The organism is Wenjunlia tyrosinilytica, assembly GCF_014646055.1.
GTDB lineage: Bacteria > Actinomycetota > Actinomycetes > Streptomycetales > Streptomycetaceae > Wenjunlia > Wenjunlia tyrosinilytica.
The window spans coordinates 43,292-59,113 of the sequence record NZ_BMMS01000025.1 but is presented as its reverse complement, the minus strand read 5'-3'; the positions used below and the strand labels follow the sequence as shown (position 1 = coordinate 59,113).

At 70.1% G+C, this 15,822-nt stretch carries 24 protein-coding genes; 16 read left to right on the top strand and 8 right to left on the bottom strand.

Translation table 11 applies throughout. The features are described from left to right. Window positions 1–282: 282 nt before the first annotated feature. Entirely contained in the window at window positions 283–1,293 is a 1,011-nt protein-coding gene (locus IEY86_RS25845) for a phosphatase PAP2 family protein (protein WP_189134249.1), read from the top strand. A gap of 20 nt (window positions 1,294–1,313) precedes the next feature. Here the strand turns inward: IEY86_RS25845 and IEY86_RS25840 are convergent, their stop codons facing one another. Both IEY86_RS25840 and IEY86_RS25835 read right to left on the bottom strand, forming a co-directional pair. Next, window positions 1,314–1,529: a proteinase inhibitor I78 gene (locus IEY86_RS25840; protein ID WP_189134248.1), complete on the bottom strand. Its 216-nt coding sequence runs from the start codon at window positions 1,527–1,529 to the stop codon at window positions 1,314–1,316. 516 nt (window positions 1,530–2,045) lie between these two features. Further along, window positions 2,046–2,435 carry a DUF779 domain-containing protein gene (locus IEY86_RS25835; RefSeq protein WP_189134247.1) on the bottom strand — a complete coding sequence of 130 codons (390 nt, stop codon included), beginning with the start codon at window positions 2,433–2,435 and terminating at the stop codon, window positions 2,046–2,048. 110 nt (window positions 2,436–2,545) lie between these two features. On the opposite strand from IEY86_RS25835, the gene IEY86_RS25830 reads away from it, so the two are divergent. The 10 genes from IEY86_RS25830 to IEY86_RS25785 are packed head-to-tail and all read left to right on the top strand — an operon-like array spanning window position 2,546 to window position 7,918. Beyond that, the gene (locus IEY86_RS25830; protein WP_229698757.1) at window positions 2,546–2,890 is read left to right on the top strand and encodes a gas vesicle protein GvpO; all 345 of its coding nucleotides are present in this window, start codon (window positions 2,546–2,548) and stop codon (window positions 2,888–2,890) included. A gap of 34 nt (window positions 2,891–2,924) precedes the next feature. Beyond that, entirely contained in the window at window positions 2,925–3,377 is a 453-nt protein-coding gene (locus IEY86_RS25825; protein ID WP_189134246.1) for a gas vesicle structural protein GvpA, read from the top strand. Beyond that, on the top strand, window positions 3,374–4,111 hold the full coding sequence (locus tag IEY86_RS25820) for a GvpL/GvpF family gas vesicle protein (RefSeq protein ID WP_189134245.1): 738 nt from the start codon (window positions 3,374–3,376) through the stop codon (window positions 4,109–4,111). Before IEY86_RS25825 ends, IEY86_RS25820 begins: the two co-directional genes overlap by 4 nt. A 5-nt stretch (window positions 4,112–4,116) precedes the next feature. Then, on the top strand, window positions 4,117–4,374 hold the full coding sequence (locus IEY86_RS25815) for a gas vesicle protein GvpG (RefSeq protein ID WP_189134244.1): 258 nt from the start codon (window positions 4,117–4,119) through the stop codon (window positions 4,372–4,374). 21 nt (window positions 4,375–4,395) lie between these two features. Next, window positions 4,396–5,031: a DNA primase gene (locus IEY86_RS25810; protein WP_189134243.1), complete on the top strand. Its 636-nt coding sequence runs from the start codon at window positions 4,396–4,398 to the stop codon at window positions 5,029–5,031. Next, the gene (locus IEY86_RS25805; RefSeq protein WP_229698756.1) at window positions 5,024–6,178 is read left to right on the top strand and encodes an SRPBCC family protein; all 1,155 of its coding nucleotides are present in this window, start codon (window positions 5,024–5,026) and stop codon (window positions 6,176–6,178) included. Before IEY86_RS25810 ends, IEY86_RS25805 begins: the two co-directional genes overlap by 8 nt. A 48-nt stretch (window positions 6,179–6,226) precedes the next feature. Further along, window positions 6,227–6,595: a gas vesicle protein gene (locus tag IEY86_RS25800; protein ID WP_229698755.1), complete on the top strand. Its 369-nt coding sequence runs from the start codon at window positions 6,227–6,229 to the stop codon at window positions 6,593–6,595. Then, a complete protein-coding gene (locus IEY86_RS25795) occupies window positions 6,592–7,434 on the top strand; it encodes a GvpL/GvpF family gas vesicle protein (RefSeq protein ID WP_189134240.1) in 843 nt (280 codons plus the stop codon). The genes IEY86_RS25800 and IEY86_RS25795 overlap by 4 nt, the downstream gene beginning before the upstream one ends. Then, a complete protein-coding gene (locus IEY86_RS25790; RefSeq protein ID WP_189134239.1) occupies window positions 7,431–7,619 on the top strand; it encodes a gas vesicle protein in 189 nt (62 codons plus the stop codon). Before IEY86_RS25795 ends, IEY86_RS25790 begins: the two co-directional genes overlap by 4 nt. Window positions 7,620–7,624: 5 nt before the next feature. Beyond that, window positions 7,625–7,918 (top strand): gas vesicle protein K, encoded by a 294-nt coding sequence (locus IEY86_RS25785; protein WP_189134238.1) that lies wholly within the window; start codon window positions 7,625–7,627, stop codon window positions 7,916–7,918. A gap of 173 nt (window positions 7,919–8,091) precedes the next feature. Here IEY86_RS25785 and IEY86_RS25780 read toward each other — a convergent pair whose 3' ends face one another. Beyond that, window positions 8,092–8,877 carry a SigB/SigF/SigG family RNA polymerase sigma factor gene (locus IEY86_RS25780; protein ID WP_189134237.1) on the bottom strand — a complete coding sequence of 262 codons (786 nt, stop codon included), beginning with the start codon at window positions 8,875–8,877 and terminating at the stop codon, window positions 8,092–8,094. A 315-nt stretch (window positions 8,878–9,192) separates the two neighbouring features. Between IEY86_RS25780 and IEY86_RS25775 the strand changes: the two genes are divergently transcribed. Next, window positions 9,193–10,146: a phosphotransferase gene (locus IEY86_RS25775; RefSeq protein ID WP_189134236.1), complete on the top strand. Its 954-nt coding sequence runs from the start codon at window positions 9,193–9,195 to the stop codon at window positions 10,144–10,146. Between the two features lie 215 nt (window positions 10,147–10,361). Beyond that, the gene (gene ctaD / locus IEY86_RS25770; RefSeq protein ID WP_189134235.1) at window positions 10,362–12,143 is read left to right on the top strand and encodes an aa3-type cytochrome oxidase subunit I; all 1,782 of its coding nucleotides are present in this window, start codon (window positions 10,362–10,364) and stop codon (window positions 12,141–12,143) included. Window positions 12,144–12,239: 96 nt separating this feature from the next. On the opposite strand, the gene IEY86_RS38195 is transcribed toward ctaD, so the two are convergent. Continuing rightward, window positions 12,240–12,578, bottom strand: coding sequence for a DUF3618 domain-containing protein (locus tag IEY86_RS38195; protein ID WP_373287093.1), 339 nt, complete (start codon window positions 12,576–12,578; stop codon window positions 12,240–12,242). Further along, window positions 12,575–12,979 carry a phage holin family protein gene (locus IEY86_RS25760; protein WP_189134234.1) on the bottom strand — a complete coding sequence of 135 codons (405 nt, stop codon included), beginning with the start codon at window positions 12,977–12,979 and terminating at the stop codon, window positions 12,575–12,577. Before IEY86_RS25760 ends, IEY86_RS38195 begins: the two co-directional genes overlap by 4 nt. A gap of 125 nt (window positions 12,980–13,104) precedes the next feature. On the opposite strand from IEY86_RS25760, the gene IEY86_RS25755 reads away from it, so the two are divergent. Continuing rightward, window positions 13,105–13,368, top strand: a complete 264-nt coding sequence (locus tag IEY86_RS25755; RefSeq protein ID WP_189134233.1) for a DUF6343 family protein — start codon at window positions 13,105–13,107, stop codon at window positions 13,366–13,368. An 87-nt stretch (window positions 13,369–13,455) separates the two neighbouring features. On the opposite strand, the gene IEY86_RS25750 is transcribed toward IEY86_RS25755, so the two are convergent. After that, window positions 13,456–13,719 carry a DUF6158 family protein gene (locus IEY86_RS25750; protein ID WP_189134232.1) on the bottom strand — a complete coding sequence of 88 codons (264 nt, stop codon included), beginning with the start codon at window positions 13,717–13,719 and terminating at the stop codon, window positions 13,456–13,458. A gap of 318 nt (window positions 13,720–14,037) precedes the next feature. Here IEY86_RS25750 and IEY86_RS25745 point away from each other — a divergent pair, with 318 nt between their 5' ends. Next, window positions 14,038–14,391 carry a DUF2795 domain-containing protein gene (locus IEY86_RS25745; RefSeq protein WP_189134231.1) on the top strand — a complete coding sequence of 118 codons (354 nt, stop codon included), beginning with the start codon at window positions 14,038–14,040 and terminating at the stop codon, window positions 14,389–14,391. 141 nt (window positions 14,392–14,532) lie between these two features. Here the strand turns inward: IEY86_RS25745 and IEY86_RS25740 are convergent, their stop codons facing one another. Next, window positions 14,533–14,907: a proteasome activator gene (locus IEY86_RS25740; protein ID WP_189134230.1), complete on the bottom strand. Its 375-nt coding sequence runs from the start codon at window positions 14,905–14,907 to the stop codon at window positions 14,533–14,535. A 140-nt stretch (window positions 14,908–15,047) separates the two neighbouring features. On the opposite strand from IEY86_RS25740, the gene IEY86_RS25735 reads away from it, so the two are divergent. Next, window positions 15,048–15,467, top strand: coding sequence for a CBS domain-containing protein (locus IEY86_RS25735; RefSeq protein WP_189134229.1), 420 nt, complete (start codon window positions 15,048–15,050; stop codon window positions 15,465–15,467). 164 nt (window positions 15,468–15,631) lie between these two features. Here the strand turns inward: IEY86_RS25735 and IEY86_RS25730 are convergent, their stop codons facing one another. Next, window positions 15,632–15,799 (bottom strand): hydrophobic protein, encoded by a 168-nt coding sequence (locus IEY86_RS25730; protein ID WP_189134228.1) that lies wholly within the window; start codon window positions 15,797–15,799, stop codon window positions 15,632–15,634. Window positions 15,800–15,822: the final 23 nt, after the last annotated feature.

Genomic DNA, 15,822 nt, shown 5'->3' with positions numbered 1-15,822 from the left:
CGGAGCCTCTTGATCACCGGACCGTGCGTCCCGCACCCGGCGGGTGGACGAAAAACACGGGATTGACGGGAGGAGTCGGGAATGGAAACACCACGGAAAACGCCGATCGGATAAATTTCGGCGACTTCGGAACCGGCTCGTCGCGCATTGCCCGGGCCACCCGTGGTTCATTCACTTCGGCACCCACGGAAAGACCTGGAATGACTCCCTCCACATCACATCAGGATTACAAAGCGCCCCGTTCGGCCGAACCGACCCATCACACGCTGTAACGTCGATTCAGTGCGTACCGAACCGAGGGTCGCCCTCCTGGAGGAGCGATCGACCAAGCGCGGCCACCCGCCGCTGAGCCGAACGCGCAAGTTGCTCATCGGCTCCACCGCGGCGGTCTATGCGGCCGTAGTGGTCGGCGTGCTCACGACCTCATGGCTCGTGAAGCTGGACTGGCAGGTCATGCTGTTCCGGCCCTACAAGCAGTGGCCCCAGTTCCACGCACTGCTCGACGTCGTGGTCGTGCTCGGCCAGCGCGGCCCCACGGCGGTGATCGTCCTCGCCTGGCTGAGCTGGCGCAGCTGGAAGCACCGCGATCTGCGGCCGCTGCTGGTGCTGGGACTCGCCCTGCTCCTGCTCAACATCACGGTCGGCGCGGTGAAGTACGGCCTGGGGCGGCTCGGTCCGCACTACGCCACCACCAGCGGCTCCGCGGAGCTGTTCGCGGGCGGTGACATATTCCCCTCGGGCCATACCGCCAACGCGGTGGTGACCTGGGGGGTTCTCGCGTATCTGGCGACCAAGCACCGCCGTACCGGCGCCGTCATCACGGCCGTCTTCGCCTTCACCGTGGGTATGACGACCATCTACCTCGGCACGCACTGGGTGACCGATGTGATCGCCGGGTGGACGGCAGGGATCCTGATCATGCTCATCCTGCCGCTGCTCGAGCCCTGTGTCGCCTGGGCGGACCTGCGCCTGCGACTGCTCTGGGCCCGTATGCGCAGCCTGCGCGGCACCGCACCGCTGCCCTCGCCGATCGCTGCCCGCGGCCCCGGCCTGGTGGCCCAGCGAGGCGCTCCGGACGACGACTCCGACTACGCCCGGCCCACCGTCGGCGCGGTCACCGCGGTCCGTCCGAGCGCGAGCGGCGCCACGGCCGTCGTCGACACCCGGTTGCACCACCCGGCCCGCGCCCACGCTCCGCGCCACGACCGCTCACCGGCGACACCGCCTCCCGGGACTCGCCGCCCCCGCCCCGACCAGCGGAACTCGCGCACGGCCCCCCTGGGCCCGCGCTGACAAGCGCCCATCAGGGCTGATCAGCCTGCCCAGGCCCGGGTCACCCGGCCGTCCTGGACCAGGAAGTTGATGCGTCCCACCAGGTACTCCATGGTGATGATCGCGTCCGGCGGCAGCGTGCGCACATGCGCCCACCCCTTGGCCGACGCCCTGCGCTGCGCCGCGTCCTCCGCCATGCCGACGTAGGCGTCGAGCGGGTCCTCGGGAAGGTCCGTGGGTGGTGGTATGTGCGCCATGGAAGCCACCGTAGATCCACGGCACCCGGATCGGAAGGCCGGCTGTCCACGGCGGGGCCGTCCGAAGATCGTCACGTTTCTGTCACAGCCTGCGAAGGTGTGTTCATCGTCACCCCGTCACTCGAACGGGCAATTCTTGACGCCCCCGGGACGACGTGAAGACGGCGTGAATAAGCCAGGCTTTACCCCTGGACGTATATAACGAAGTCCCCTCGATCGACCGCCGCTGCATTTCTCTTCACCTTTGGAAAGAGTGACCAATGGGATGGTTCCGGCACTCATCGGCCGGGGTCGCGGGACCCTGGCGATAGCGCCGTAATTCCACCCGGAATCCACGATTCCTCCACACCTTCTCCCCTCCGCTGCTCTCCCCTCCGCTGCTCTCCCCTCCGCTGCTCTCCCCTCCGCTGCTCTCCCCTCCGCTGCTCTCCCCTCCGCTGCCCTCTCCCCCGGTGGGCCGTCTCACCTGTGGACGCCAGTCGGCCGGTCTCCGCCCCCATCCGGTGGCCTGCGGCTCTACTCCTCGCCGAGGGTGGCCAGCTCCTCGTCGGTGAGCAGGCGGGAGCGGATGAGGAAGCGGCTGCCGGTCGGCGCTTCCAGGGAGAAGCCGCTCCCACGGCCGGGAACCGTGTCGATGGTCAGATGCGTATGGCTCCAGTACGCGAACTGATCCTTGGCCATCCACACCGGCACCGGCTCCATGCCGGGCACATCCAGGTCCCCCAGGTGCACATCGGCGTCGCCGGTGAGGAACTCCCCGGCCGGGTAGCACATGGGCGAGCTGCCGTCGCAGCATCCTCCGGACTGATGGAACATCAGCGGCCCGTGGTCGGCCCGCAGCCGCAGCAGCAGTTCGGCCGCCTGATCGGTCAGACCCACTCGGGTGGCTCGACGCGCCTGAGTCATGAGCAACTCCTCGTTGGTGTGGTCATCGGCACCCCCCAGGTCCGCGCGGGGACGTCCGGTATGCGGCGCACGCTACTGCGAGTGGAGCGGTTCGGCCATGGCGCCTGTGTTTGGCACAAATCGAACAGGGCAGCCGCATGGCAGCCCCGAGGGACGATGCCGACACAGGCTCGCGGGTGATCGCGGGAGACAAGCCCATGGCGGATGCAAACGGCGTGATGCGCGAGGCGCTCGGCCAGTTCGAAGAGTTGACGGGACATCGCCCCGAAGCCGTTTCTGCGATGCGGAAGGAAGAGGACGGGTGGTTGTTCCGGGTCGAGGTGATGGAACTTCGCCGCATACCGGACTCGATGAGCCTCCTGGCCACCTACGAGGTCAGGGTCGACAGCGATGGCGGGCTCACGGGCTGGGAGCGCGTGGGGCGTTACGAACGCGGCCGGGCCGACCGGCGCTGAACCGCACTTACCACCGGAGAAGGTGATCGAAGTCATGTCCATAGTCCCCGAGCAGAGCTACGCGGCGGACACACGCAGTGGCGGGGGTGGCAGCAGCTCCCTGTACGACGTGCTGGAACTCGTCCTCGACCGAGGGCTGGTGATCGACGTGTTCGTCCGGGTCTCGCTCGTCGGTATCGAGATCCTCAAGATCGACGCCCGGATCGTGGTGGCCAGCGTGGACACCTATCTGCGCTTCGCCGAGGCGTGCAACCGCCTCGACCTGGAGAGCGGCCCCAACAAGAGCACCGGCCTGCCCGAGCTCGTCGGCGACATGACCGAGAGCGGCGCCCGGGGCAAGACCAAGGGCGCGCTCAGCGGCGCCGCGCAGACCGTCGCGGACTCCTTCCGCGAGGCACGTGAGGGGTCGTCGGACGACAAGGACAAGGAGACGTCCAGGCCGCGGGCCCGTCGCACCAGCACGCGCCGCAAGGAGGAGAGCGAGTGAGCACGTACGTCTACGCCATCGTGCGGGCCGATCACCCCTTCGGGAGTGAGGAGCTGCTCGGCGTCGGCGAACCCGGCGCCCCCGTCCGGCTGCTGACGAAGGGAGCGCTGGCCGCGGCCGTGAGCGACGCGCCGGAAGGACTGCGCGCCAAGCGGCGGGACCTGCTGGCCCACCAGAAGGTCATTGGCACGCTGAGCGATTGCGGTCCCGTCCTGCCGATGCGGTTCGGCAGCCTCTCCCCGCACGACGACGCGGTGCGCATGGTGCTCGCCGAGCGCGGCGGGCAGTACGCGGAGCGGCTGCGCGAGCTCGAGGGCCGGGTGGAGTTCAACGTCAAGGCCACCCACCGCGAGGACATCGTCCTGCGTCGGATCGTCTCCGGCGACCAGCGCATCCGTGAGCTCAACGCCCGTACCCGCGCGGGAGGGGCAAACGCCCAGCAGGAGCGGCTGCGCCTCGGCGAGCTCGTCGCGGCCGGCGTCCGGGAGCAGGAGACCAGGGACAGCGCGCTGATCCGGGAGAGCCTGCGGCCGCTCGCGGAGGCGGACAGCCCGGGCCCCGAGATGGGCGACTGCCTGTGCAACTTCTCGTTCCTCGTGGACTCCTCGGCCGCCGAGGACTTCCGGGCGGCCGTGTCACGGCTGGAGAAGGAGCACGAGCACCTCGAGCTCAGCCTGCACGGGCCGCTGCCGCCCTACAGCTTCGTCGAGTCGGCACAGCAGCGGAGCGCTTAGCCGCCATGGGCCTGATCGGAGAGGTGCTCATGCTTCCCGCCGCCCCCTTCCGGGGGATCGGCTGGGTGCTGCGGCAGGTCGCCGACGCCGCGGAGCAGGAGTACTACGACCCGGCGGTGATCCATCGCGAGCTCAAGCGGCTGGAGCGGGAACTGACCAGCGGCCTCATCGACGAGGCCGAGTTCGACCGGCGCGAGGACGAGCTTCTGGACCGGCTCGAGGCCGCAGGGCGGTGGCAGGCGCGGCACCACCGCCCCCAATGACATCGATCAAGGAGAGAAACGATGAACAACCGGCTGGCACTGGCGCTGGCCGTCGGTGGAGGCTACGTACTCGGTCGCACGAAGAAGGCCAAACTGGCCTTCGGACTGGGCACCATGGTCCTCGGCAAACGGCTCAAGCTGAACCCGCAACAGCTCGCGGGCGTACTGAGCGAGCAGCTCAAGTCCAATCCGGCACTCGCTGAGATCGGCGAACAACTGCGCACCGACCTCAAGGGTGTGGGCAAGGCTGCCACGGGTGCGCTGTTGACCCGGCAGATGAACAACCTCGCCGACTCCCTGCACGGGCGCACGCTCGACGTGCGTGACCGCCTCGGCGTGGGCCGCGGCACGTCGCGGAACGCGGACGAGGAACGCGAGGACGACCGCAAGCCCCACGACGACGCCTACGAGGCACGGGGCGACGAGGAGCCGGACGACGGTGGGTCCAGCGCCCGGTCGTCCCGGGAGCGGCCGAAGCGGCCGGTCGGCAGACGCGCCGAGAAGAAGACGCCCGACAAGCCGGCGCGGAAGGCTCCCGCCAAGAAGGCCGTGGCCAAGAAGACGGCGGCGAAGAAGACAGCGGCGAAGAGGGCCGCGCCCAGCAAGGCCGCCAACCGGCGCCGTCCTTCCGACTCGGGCGGTGGCAGCCGTGGCTGACATCACCAAGAACCCCGCGGTGGACCGGCTGAAGCAGGAGGCGGCGTCGTTCGCCGCCGCGCAGGCCGAGCGGCTTCTGGTGGCGACCGGCCGCAAACTCGGCGAGACGACGGCGAAGCTCAACGACGTGGCCGAGGGCAACAGCCCCGGTCTGGCCAAGATGGCGCTCGAAGGCGGCCGCAAGCTCGCCGACGGCAAGGGCCCGGTCCGCTCCGCCGTCGAGGTGGGCGCCGGGAACCTCAAGGACAAGGTCACGCAGGCGTTCAAGAGCCTCGGCGGCAAGCGCAAGGGCGGTGGCGGAGGAAGCAAGTTCGTCACCATCGTCGAGGACATCCGGGTCGGCGTTCCCGTGCGCGAGGCGTACAACCAGTGGACGCAGTTCCAGGAGTTCAGCACCTTCGCCAAGGGCGTGCAGGGCGTGGAGACCTCGGACGACACCTCGTCCAACTGGCGGATGAAGATCTTCTGGTCCAACCGGAGCTGGAAGGCGAACACCACCGAGCAGATACCCGACGAGCGCATCGCGTGGACGTCGGAGGGCGCCAAGGGCACGTCGAAGGGCGTTGTCACCTTCCACCCGCTCGGCGACAACCTCACCGAGGTGCTGCTGGTCATCCAGTACTACCCGAAGGGCCTGTTCGAGAAGACCGGGAACATCTGGCGTGCCCAGGGCCGCCGCGCCCGGCTCGATCTGAAGCACTTCCGGCGGTTCGTGATGATGCGCGGCGAGGCGACCGGCGGCTGGCGCGGGGAGATCCGCGACGGCGAGGTCGTGCGCGACCACGACGAGGTCGTGGCCGAGGAGGAGGCCCGCGAGCAGGAGCACGAGGACCGCGAGGAGTACGGCGGCGAGGAGCCCGAGGACTACGGCGAGGACGACGCGTACGCGGACGACGAGGCGGCGGAGGACGAGGCGGCGGACGACGGCGACGTCGAGGACGAGCACGGTCCCGAGGACGCCGAGGACGCCGAAGACGACGGGTACGACGACGAGGCCGAGTACGACGAGGCGCCCGAGGACGAGGCCGCTGCGGACGAGGCGGAGGCCGCCGAGGAGGAGATCCCCGAGGACGAGGTGGAGGACGAGTACGACGAGTACGAGGAAGAGCCGGAGCACGAGCGTGAACGCGAGCACGCCTCCCGGTAGGAGGGAAGCAGGACCGTGACGAATCCGACGCCGAGGCCGTTCGGCTCCGTGTCAGAGCGCCTGCCGGACCCGTACGGCAGCGGCGGTGGCGCGAACCTCGCCGACATCCTGGAGAGGGTGCTCGACAAGGGCATCGTCATCGCGGGCGACATCAAGATCAACCTTCTCGACATCGAACTGCTCACCATCAAGCTGCGGCTGCTCGTGGCCTCGGTCGACAAGGCCAGGGAGATGGGCATCGACTGGTGGGAGCACGACCCGGCCCTGTCGTCCGGAGCCGATCGGCACGGCCTCGCCGAGGAGAACCGGGAACTGCGCGCCCGTCTGGCCGCCCTCGAATCGGGACAGCGGGCGCAGGGACAGCAGGCACCGGACCAGTCGGCACACACGCAGTCGGTGCAGCGGGAGGAGACATGAGCTGCTACCTGTACGCCGTGGTCCCCGGACCGGGCAGGCCCTCGGTGGAGGGTCTGCGCGGTGTCGGGGGTGCGACCGTGTCCACCGTCCTCGAAGGCGACCTGGTGGGCGTTGTCAGCGAGGTGCCCGACCACGAGTTCGACGAACGGGCGCTGCGTGCGCAGTTGGAGGACCTGACCCGCCTCGAGGCGATGGCCAGGGCCCACCACGGGGTCGTGGACACGCTCGCCGACCACGCCACCGTGCTCCCGCTGCGCCTGGCCACCGTCTACCGCGACCACCAGCGGGTGCGGGAGGTGCTGCGGGAGCGGCGGGAGGAGTTCGCCGCGGTTCTGGCTTCGGTCGACGGCCGCATGGAGTGGGGGGTCAAGGTCTACGCCGTGCCGTCCGCCCCGGCCACGAGCACCCCGGCCACCAGCACCCCGGCCTCGGCTTCCACCGCCTCCACCTCCTGCGCATCGTCCGCCGGTGAGTCGTCGTCCTCCCGCCCCGTCAGCGGCCGGGCCTATCTGGAACAACGCCTGCGCCTGCGGCGGGAACGGGACAGCGGCCGCCGACGCGCGGAGGAGATGAGCCGCCGGGTGGACGCCGAGCTGCGCGGACTCGCCGAGGACGCGCGCCACCACCGCCCCCAGGACCCGAGGCTGTCCGGTGCGCGGGGCGAGAACGTGCTCAACGCCGCCTACCTCGTGCCTCGCTCCCGTGGTGACGAGTTCTCCGCCAGGGTGCGGGAGTTCGGCGTGGGCGAGAGCGCCGTGCGGGTGGAGCTGACGGGACCCTGGGCGCCGTACTCGTTCGCCGCCGTCGAGAGCGTCGAGGAGAGAGAGCCCAGCCGATGACCGAGCCCGCCCTCGCGAGCCGCGAGATCGCCCTGGTCGACCTCCTCGACCGGCTCCTCGCCGGAGGCGTGGTCATCACGGGCGATCTCACCCTGAGCATCGCGGACGTGGACCTGGTCCGTGTCTCGCTCAATGCCCTGATCACGTCCGTCAAGGCCGACATGGCCACGCCCTGGGACCGGTGACACCCATGAACGAGACCTACCGCCTCCCCCGGCGTCTGGACACCGACCGCGACACCGTCGAGCGGGATCTGATGAAGCTCGTGCTGACCGTCGTGGAGCTGCTGCGGCAGCTGATGGAACGCCAGGCGCTGCGCCGCGTGGACGAGGGGGATCTGAACGAGGACCAGGAGGAGCGGATCGGACTCACGCTGATGCTGCTGGACGAGCGGATGACGGAGCTGCGCGAGCGCTACGGTTTCGAGCCCGAGGACCTCAACCTCGACCTGGGACCGCTCGGCCCCCTGCTCCCCCGGGACTGACACCGCGCGCGACCGGCAGCACGTGCCGGCCTTGCACCACGTGCTGGACGTACACCGCGTGCTGGACGTACACCGCGTGCCGGCCTTGTACCGCGTGCCGGCCTTGTACCGCGTGCAGGCCTTGTACCGCGTGCCGGCCTTGTACCGCGTGCCGCGGGATCGCCCCGCAGCGGTCATGCGTCGGCGAGGAGCCCGGTGCGCAGGTTCTCGCAGGTGCGGCTGATCAGCCGCGACACATGCATCTGGGAGATACCGCAGATGTTCGCGATCTGCGTCTGGGTGAGGTCCTTGAAGAAGCGCAGGTAGAGGATGTGCAGCTCCCGCTCGGGAAGCTCGGCGAGCAGCGGTTTGAGGGCCTCGCGGTTGACGACGAGGTCCATCGTGGGGTCGGAGTCGCCGAGGGTGTCGCCGAGCGAGAAGTCGTCCAGACCGGGCATCGGGGCATCGAGCGAGACCGTGCTGTAGGCGTCGTGCGCCTCCATCCCTGTCTTGACGTCGTCCTCGGACAGCCCGGTGTGCCCGGCGAGCTCGCTGACGGTCGGGCCTCGGCCCTCCAGTTCCTGGAGGAGCTCCACCCGTGCCGACCTGGTCCTGTTGCGCAGCTCCTGCACCCGCCTCGGCACGTGCACACTCCACAGATGGTCACGGAAGTGGCGCTTCAGCTCGCCGACGACGGTGGGGATGGCGAACGACTCGAAGGCGCTGCCGTGGTCGGGGTCGTAGCGGGCGACGGCCTTGACCATGCCCAGGCAGGCCACCTGGACCAGGTCCTCCTGGCTCTCTCCCCGATTGCGAAAGCGCCTGGCCAGCCGCTCGGCGACCGGCATCCAGGCACAGGTGATGGTTCTGCGGAGCTCGTCGCGCTCCGGACCGTCGGGCATCTCGGCGAGCCTTCGGAAGTCGCCCGCCGTGTCGGGCGTGTCGTCGTGGCGGCGCCGCCTCTTCTCGGTGGTAGGCATAGGTCTCCCGGGCCTTTCTGGATTCGGCGGAGCGGGAGTCGCCTGATCACGCACCTCGAGACACAGCAGGCACACGTCCCCGGGCTGCGAGCAGACCACTCCGGCGGACGTGCCTCCTGTCCGAAGCACAGGAGTGCGCCTGCCCCGGACCGTCGAGGCCAAACGGCTCATTCCCGACTCACCCGCACGAATTGCCGCCCGCGCCGCCAGCGGTCGGGATGTCCCGCCCACATCCCCGCTGTGACCTGCGGCGACGACCCCCGGGCCGAGAAAAATCGGATGAGATTCACCCGTGTGCCTCCTACCATGACCGCCGTGCCCGCCGACAGCAGTGACGACCCCGCCCTCGCCTGGATACGGCGCGTTCTGGCCGACTACGGCCTGGAGCCGGACGGCGGCATCGAGCCGGTCCGTGTGCGGCCCTGGTCCACCGTCGGCCGGGTGAGTACCGCGCGGGGCTCGCTGTGGTTCAAGGAGAACGGTCCCGGCTCCCGCTACGAGCCGGCCGTCATGCGCGCCCTCGGCGACTGGGTTCCCGGCCGGGTTCTGACGCCTCTCGCCGTCGACACGACCCGCGGCTGGTCGCTCTGCCCCGACGGCGGCCCCACCTTGCGCGACGAGCCGGGCTCCGGGGCTCCGTTGAAACGGTGGGAGGAAATGCTCGGCCACCATGCCGAGCTGCAGCGCGACCTCGCCGACCGGTCGGCGGAGATGATCGCGCTGGGCCTGCCCGACCAGCCCCCGGAGCTGATGCCGGCCGCCCTGGCCGCACTGCTGGACGACCCGCTGGTGTGGGCGGGCATCCAGCCCGACCGCTATCAGGCGTTGCGCCGCCTCGAGCCCGCGTTCGAACTGTGGTGCACACAGCTCTGCGAGAGCGGTGTTCCGGTGTCGATCCAGCACGACGACCTGCACGACGACAATGTCTTCGCCGACGGGAACCGCTTCTTCGACTGGGGCGACGCGAGCGTGTCGCACCCCTTCGGCACTCTTCTCGTCACCCTGCGCTCCGCCGCGCACATCTTCGGGCTCCCCGCGGGAGATCCGGCGCTGACCCGGCTCAGGGACGCCTATCTGGAGCCGTGGGCGGCCGACCGGGACCGCGCCGGGCTCGTCGAGACGGCGACGATCGCCGTCCGCGTCGCCAAGGTGGGCCGCTCACTGGCATGGCAGCGCGCCCTCCTCGGCGCCGGGCCGGCCGCCCGCGGGGAGTACGGCAACGCCGTGCCGGGCTGGATCGAGGAGCTGCTCGAGCCGGACCCGGTCTGACTCCGCTGCCCCCGCCCCCGGCTGCCCACCCCAGGTGCCCACTCAGCTGCCCCACCCTTCCACTGCCCCACCTCACTGCCCGGCCCCGCCGCCGGAGACCGCTGCCGACACCCGAAGCCGGACCGTTGCCGCATTTGTCGCGCATGTCTATTCCGGACACCCGCTCACGGCGGCCCTACCCTGAGGAGCGCACCGACCGCGAAGGGTGAACGCTCATGGCCACCGGCACGTCGCGCCCGCCCTCCGCCGCGGAGCCCGTGCCCCGCCACCGCCGGGGGACGATCCTGGTCAGCTGGCTGACGACCACGGATCACAAGCGGATCGGCCATCTGTACCTGGTGACCTCGTTCGGCTTCTTCCTCGTCGGCGGAGTGCTCGCCCTTCTGGTGCGGGCGGAACTGGCCCGGCCGGGATTGCAGGTGATGAGCAACGACCAGTACAACCAGGCATTCACCCTGCACGGCACGATCATGCTCCTGCTCTTCGCGACGCCGCTGTTCGCCGGGTTCGCCAACGAGATCATGCCGCTGCAGATCGGCTCGCCCGATGTGGCCTTCCCGCGGCTGAACATGCTCTCGTACTGGCTGTTCCTGCTGGGCGGCCTCATCGTCCTCGCCGGCTACATCACCCCGACCGGCGCCGCGAGCTTCGGCTGGTTCGCCTACGCCCCGCTCAACAGCCGGGTCTTCTCCCCCGGCATCGGCGCCGATCTGTGGATCATGGGACTCGCGTTGACGGGCTTCGGCACGATCCTCGGCGCGGTCAACTTCATCACCACGATCCTGTGCCTGCGGGCGCCGGGAATGACGATGTTCCGGATGCCCATCTTCACCTGGAACGTGCTCTTCACCTCCGTTCTCGTGCTGATGGCCTTCCCCGTGCTGGCCGCCGCGCTGCTCTGCCTGGAGGCGGACCGCAGATACGGCGCTCGTGTCTTCGACGCGGCCAATGGGGGCGCGGTGCTGTGGCAGCACATGTTCTGGTTCTTCGGCCATCCCGAGGTCTACATCATCGCCCTGCCGTTCTTCGGCATCATCACCGAGATCATCCCGGTCTTCAGCCGCAAGCCCGTCTTCGGCTACGCGGGCATGGTGGGGGCCACGATCGCCATCACCGGCCTGTCGGTGGTGGTGTGGGCGCATCACATGTTCGTCACCGGGGCGGTGCTGCTGCCGTTCTTCTCCTTCCTGTCGTTCCTGATCGCCGTGCCGACCGGCATCAAGTTCTTCAACTGGATCGGAACGATGTGGAAGGGCTCGGTGAGCCTGGAGAGCCCGATGCTGTGGGCGGTGGGCTTCCTGGTCACCTTCCTCTTCGGCGGGCTGACCGGGGTGATCCTCGCGTCGCCGCCACTGGACTTCCATGTCTCCGACAGCTACTTCGTGGTCGCCCACTTCCACTACGTGGTGTTCGGCACAGTGGTGTTCGCGATGTTCGGCGGCTTCCACTTCTGGTGGCCGAAGTTCACCGGCCGGATGCTGGACGAGCGGGTGGCCCGAGTGCACTTCTGGACGCTGTTCGTGGGCTTCCACACCACGTTCCTGGTCCAGCACTGGCTCGGCGCCGAGGGCATGCCCCGCCGGTACGCGGACTATCTGGCGTCCGACGGCTTCACCACGCTCAACACCGTCTCCAGCATCGGGGCGTTCCTGCTGGGGCTGTCCACGCTGCCGTTCCTCTACAACGTCTGGAAGACCGCCAGGTACGGGGAGAAGGTCGAGTCGGACGACCCCTGGGGCTTCGGCCGCTCCCTCGAATGGGCGACATCCTGCCCACCGCCGCGGCACAACTTCCTGACACTGCCGCGGATCCGCTCCGACTCCCCCGCGTTCGACCTGCACCACCCCGAGGTGGCCGTGCTCGAGGAGCCCGAGCGGAACGAGCCCCCGGGGGCCGGGGTGCTGGGCGCCCCGCCGGACCTCGGCTCGAAGGAGGAGAGGACCGGAGGGGCGGAACGCACGGACGGACCGGACACGACACCGGACGCACCGGCATGACCGGCCCCACCCGCGCTCCCACGAGTCGCTCACGTCGGTCGCTCGGGCCGGGCCGCTCGGGCCGGGCCGCTCAGGTGGGCCGCTCAGGTGGGCCGCTCAGGTGGAGGGGAGGAACCTGCGGATGCCGCGGGACCTCGCCCGGCGCGCCTTGAAGGCCCTCGCGCCCTTCGAGGCGCCCCACACCCCTCCGGCCGCGACGGCGGCGGAGCCCGCGCCGACCAGCAGCCTGCGAACGCCGATGGCCATGACCAGCCTTCGGGCCCGTGCCTTCACATCGACCTTGGCGGCGAGTCCTTCGACGGTCTCTCCGAGGCCTTCCCGGGTGCGCTCGATGTCCTCGCGCAGTTCGTCGGCGTTCATCGCGTCCCGGGCCTTCTTGGCGCCGGCTCCGTCGACGCTGCCGATCCCGGCCGTGCTCGTGTCTGTACGCCTCACTTGTGCAGCCCTCCCTTGACGGTGTCGATGTCCTGGCGCACGCCCGCGGCGGCTTCGCGCGGCAGGGGCGGCGCGGCCCTGCGGAACCTGCCCCGGCCCATCCGCGCCAGCGCCCCGGCCGCGGCGAGCAGCACCGCGCCCACGATGAGCGCGGCCGCCCAGGCGGGAACGGCGAGCGCGAGGGCGAGGACGAGTCCCGCGACGACGGCGCCCACTCCGTAGAGCGCGGCGGTACCGGCTCCTCCGTAGAGACCGGCGCCGCTCTTGGCGTTGCCCAGGGAATCCAGCATCTCCAGGCGGGCGAGCCGGATCTCGTCGCGGATGAGCGTCGAGGTCTGTTCCGACAGCTGTCTGACCAGGTCGCCGGTGGGCCTTTCCGTTGTCTCCTTGTCGCCATTCATGTGCGGCGCGTACCCGGCCCCCGTCATGTCTAACGTGCTGCCCGCCCGGCCGTTTCCTCCGGTCCCGCACCCCCGGGACGCCCGCGGACGGGCGCAGACTGGAGGGGAAGGCAGCAGGAGGAGCCATGAACCATGCACCGAGCTGGTGGCGGCGGGCCGGTACCGAGCCGTCGAACGCGCGCAGCGCGCTCGGACTGCGGATGCTGCTGTCGGCGATCTTCGCACCCTTGTTCGCCGCCGCCACCGCGGGTTTCATCGTGGCCGCCACGGCGACCGGCGCCACCCATCGGACGCTCGACAGCGTGCTGGCCGGGATCTGCGCGTTCCTGACCCTCGTGGCCATGCTCGACCTGGCGACGGTCAGCGTCCGCCGCCACCGGGAGCACTGACCGCCTCACGGGCTGGAGCGCCTCATGGGCTGGAACGGCACCCGCTGGAGCGTCACCCGCTGGAGCATCGGCTCAAAGGCTCGAGCGTCAGCTCACGGGCTTGGGCGTCTGGCCGGCGCGGGCCCGGGATCCGTCGCGGGTGCGGGAGGAGACCACCTGACGCTCGGGATGCCGGCGCAGATACTCCGCCTCCAGGGCGAGCATGCGCCGGCTGTGCGCCTTGAGGGCGTTGTCGGTTCCGTAGAGCAGGGTCTCGTGCCGGGTCCGGTGGATCTGCTCCAGCTCGCGGATCAGCACCTCGTCGTCGAGGCGTTCCGGGTCGATCCCCTCGGCGGGCGTCCCTTCGGGCACGGCTGCCTCCCTTCCCTCCCGGGCCCTGGACCGACCAGGACACTCGCTCGCCGAGTACCCCGGGAAGGCCCCGGCATTCCTTGCGCCGCGGAGGCATTTGTCCACCGCCAATGGGTACGCGATCCGGACCGCCGGGCCACCGGCGATCCGGTGACGTCTCCCGACGCCGCCGACGCACCGCGAACGAACGCACTACGGGCCACCGGCCGAGGATCCGCCCGGGATCCCCGCCGAGGCCTCCCGTGAAGAGGCGGGGGGCCTCGGGCCCCCGGACCCCGGACCTCGGACCGGTGGACAAACAGAGAGGCAGGACCGGAAATGGAGCGAGGCAGCAGCCGTCTCAGCGTCCACGCCGACGAGGAGATCAAGCACGAGCTTCAGGGCATGCTGCGGTCGGGTCACCCCACCCGCAGCCAGGAGTGGCACGATCCAGAGCCGATCGAGGACGACGACCTCCCTCTGCCCAATCTGGCTCTCGGAACGGCCGGCGCCCGCTCGGAGATCGCCAAGCAGCTGCGGCGGACCGACTTTCCCGCCGACCGGCGCGCCCTGGTGCGCATCCTCACCGAGCGGCATGCCCCGGACCGCTGGATCGAGGCGGTCGAGCGGCTGCCCGAAGGGCGGGTCTTCCAACGCGTCCAGGAGGTCGTCGACGCCCTCGCCAAGGCCTGATCACGCCAGACCCGGTCAGCGACAGCGGGGTGCCGCACACGATCGTGTGCGGCACCCCGCTGTTCCGCGCCGTTCCTCGTGCTCCGGGTTCTCCGGCAGCCGGTCTTCGTACTCCGGCGGCCCGGCGCTACCCGCGGTGGATCACAGGTAACTTCCGCCGTCGGGCATCGACAGTCCTCTCGCGGGCTGGGTGACTTCCGTCTTACTGAGCGTCAAGGACGTCCTGATCCCAGCCCAGAGCCCTTCCAGCCAGCCCACGAGCTGCGCCTGGGCCAGCAGAAGCTCGGAATGGCTCGGCGCCTCGGGATCGGCGAACGGCTCGGCGAGCCTGCCCAGTTCCTCTATCAGCTCGGGGGCGAGAGCCTGCTCGAGCTCGCCGACCGCCCGGCGCAGACTCGCCGTCAGCCACATACGGCCCGCTTCGTCCAGCGGTCTGGCCCGGGCCTCCCCCAGCAGCTCCTTGACCATCTCCTCTATCCGCACCACTCGGTCGGGCTCGGCAACTTGGTCGGTCATGGCCCCGGAGTACCCGGCGACCGACCCGGAAAACTCCCGCTCCGGGCCGCTGGGGCCGGGTCTGTGCCCGCCGGGGTGGGGTGCGCATATCCGAGCCGGTCGCGGGTACTGCGGAGGAAGCCTCGAAGGAGGGCACGACAATGCCACACGCGGTACGCGAAGTGATGACGATGGGCGTGACGGCGGTGCAGCCCCAAGCGTCCTTGGTGGAGGTCGCCCGCCTGATGCGCGACCATGACATCGGCGACGTCGTGGTGGCCCGCGGGGACGACGTCCTGGGGATGGTCACCGACCGGGACATCACGGTGCGGGTGGTGGCGGAGGGGACCGACCCCCAGTCCGTCTCGGCCGGAGCGGTCTTCTCCTCCCCCGCCGTGACGATCTCACCGGAGGACAGCACCTACGACGCGGCGCGGCTGATGCGCAAGCACGCGGTGCGCAGGCTGCCGGTCGTGGCCGACGGCCGCCCGGTGGGCATCGTGACCATCGGTGATCTCGCCCAGACCGAGGAACCGGACTCCCCGCTCGCGGACATCAGCGCCGCGGCCCCCACCCGGTGAGAGCCCCCCACCCGGTGAGAGCCCCGAGCCGCTGAGAACCCCGAGCCGCTGAGAGGCCCCAGTCGTTGAGAGCCGGGCCCGACGCCCCGGACACGGCTCACGGGGCCCGCCCGCGAGCGGGCCCCGTGACGGGGTGGTGGTCTCCGGGGAGCGAGTCGCCTCACTCACCACCGGTACCAGCGTGCTCGACCACCCCCGGTGGTGCTGCGCATCACAAAGCCCAGCAGCCAGACCACGAGTACCGCGATCGCGACCCACCACAGCGCCTTGAGGGCGAAGCCCGCGCCGAAGAGGATGAGCGCCAGCAGCAGAACCAACAGGACAGGAACCATGAGTGTGTACCTCCTTGGTCCCT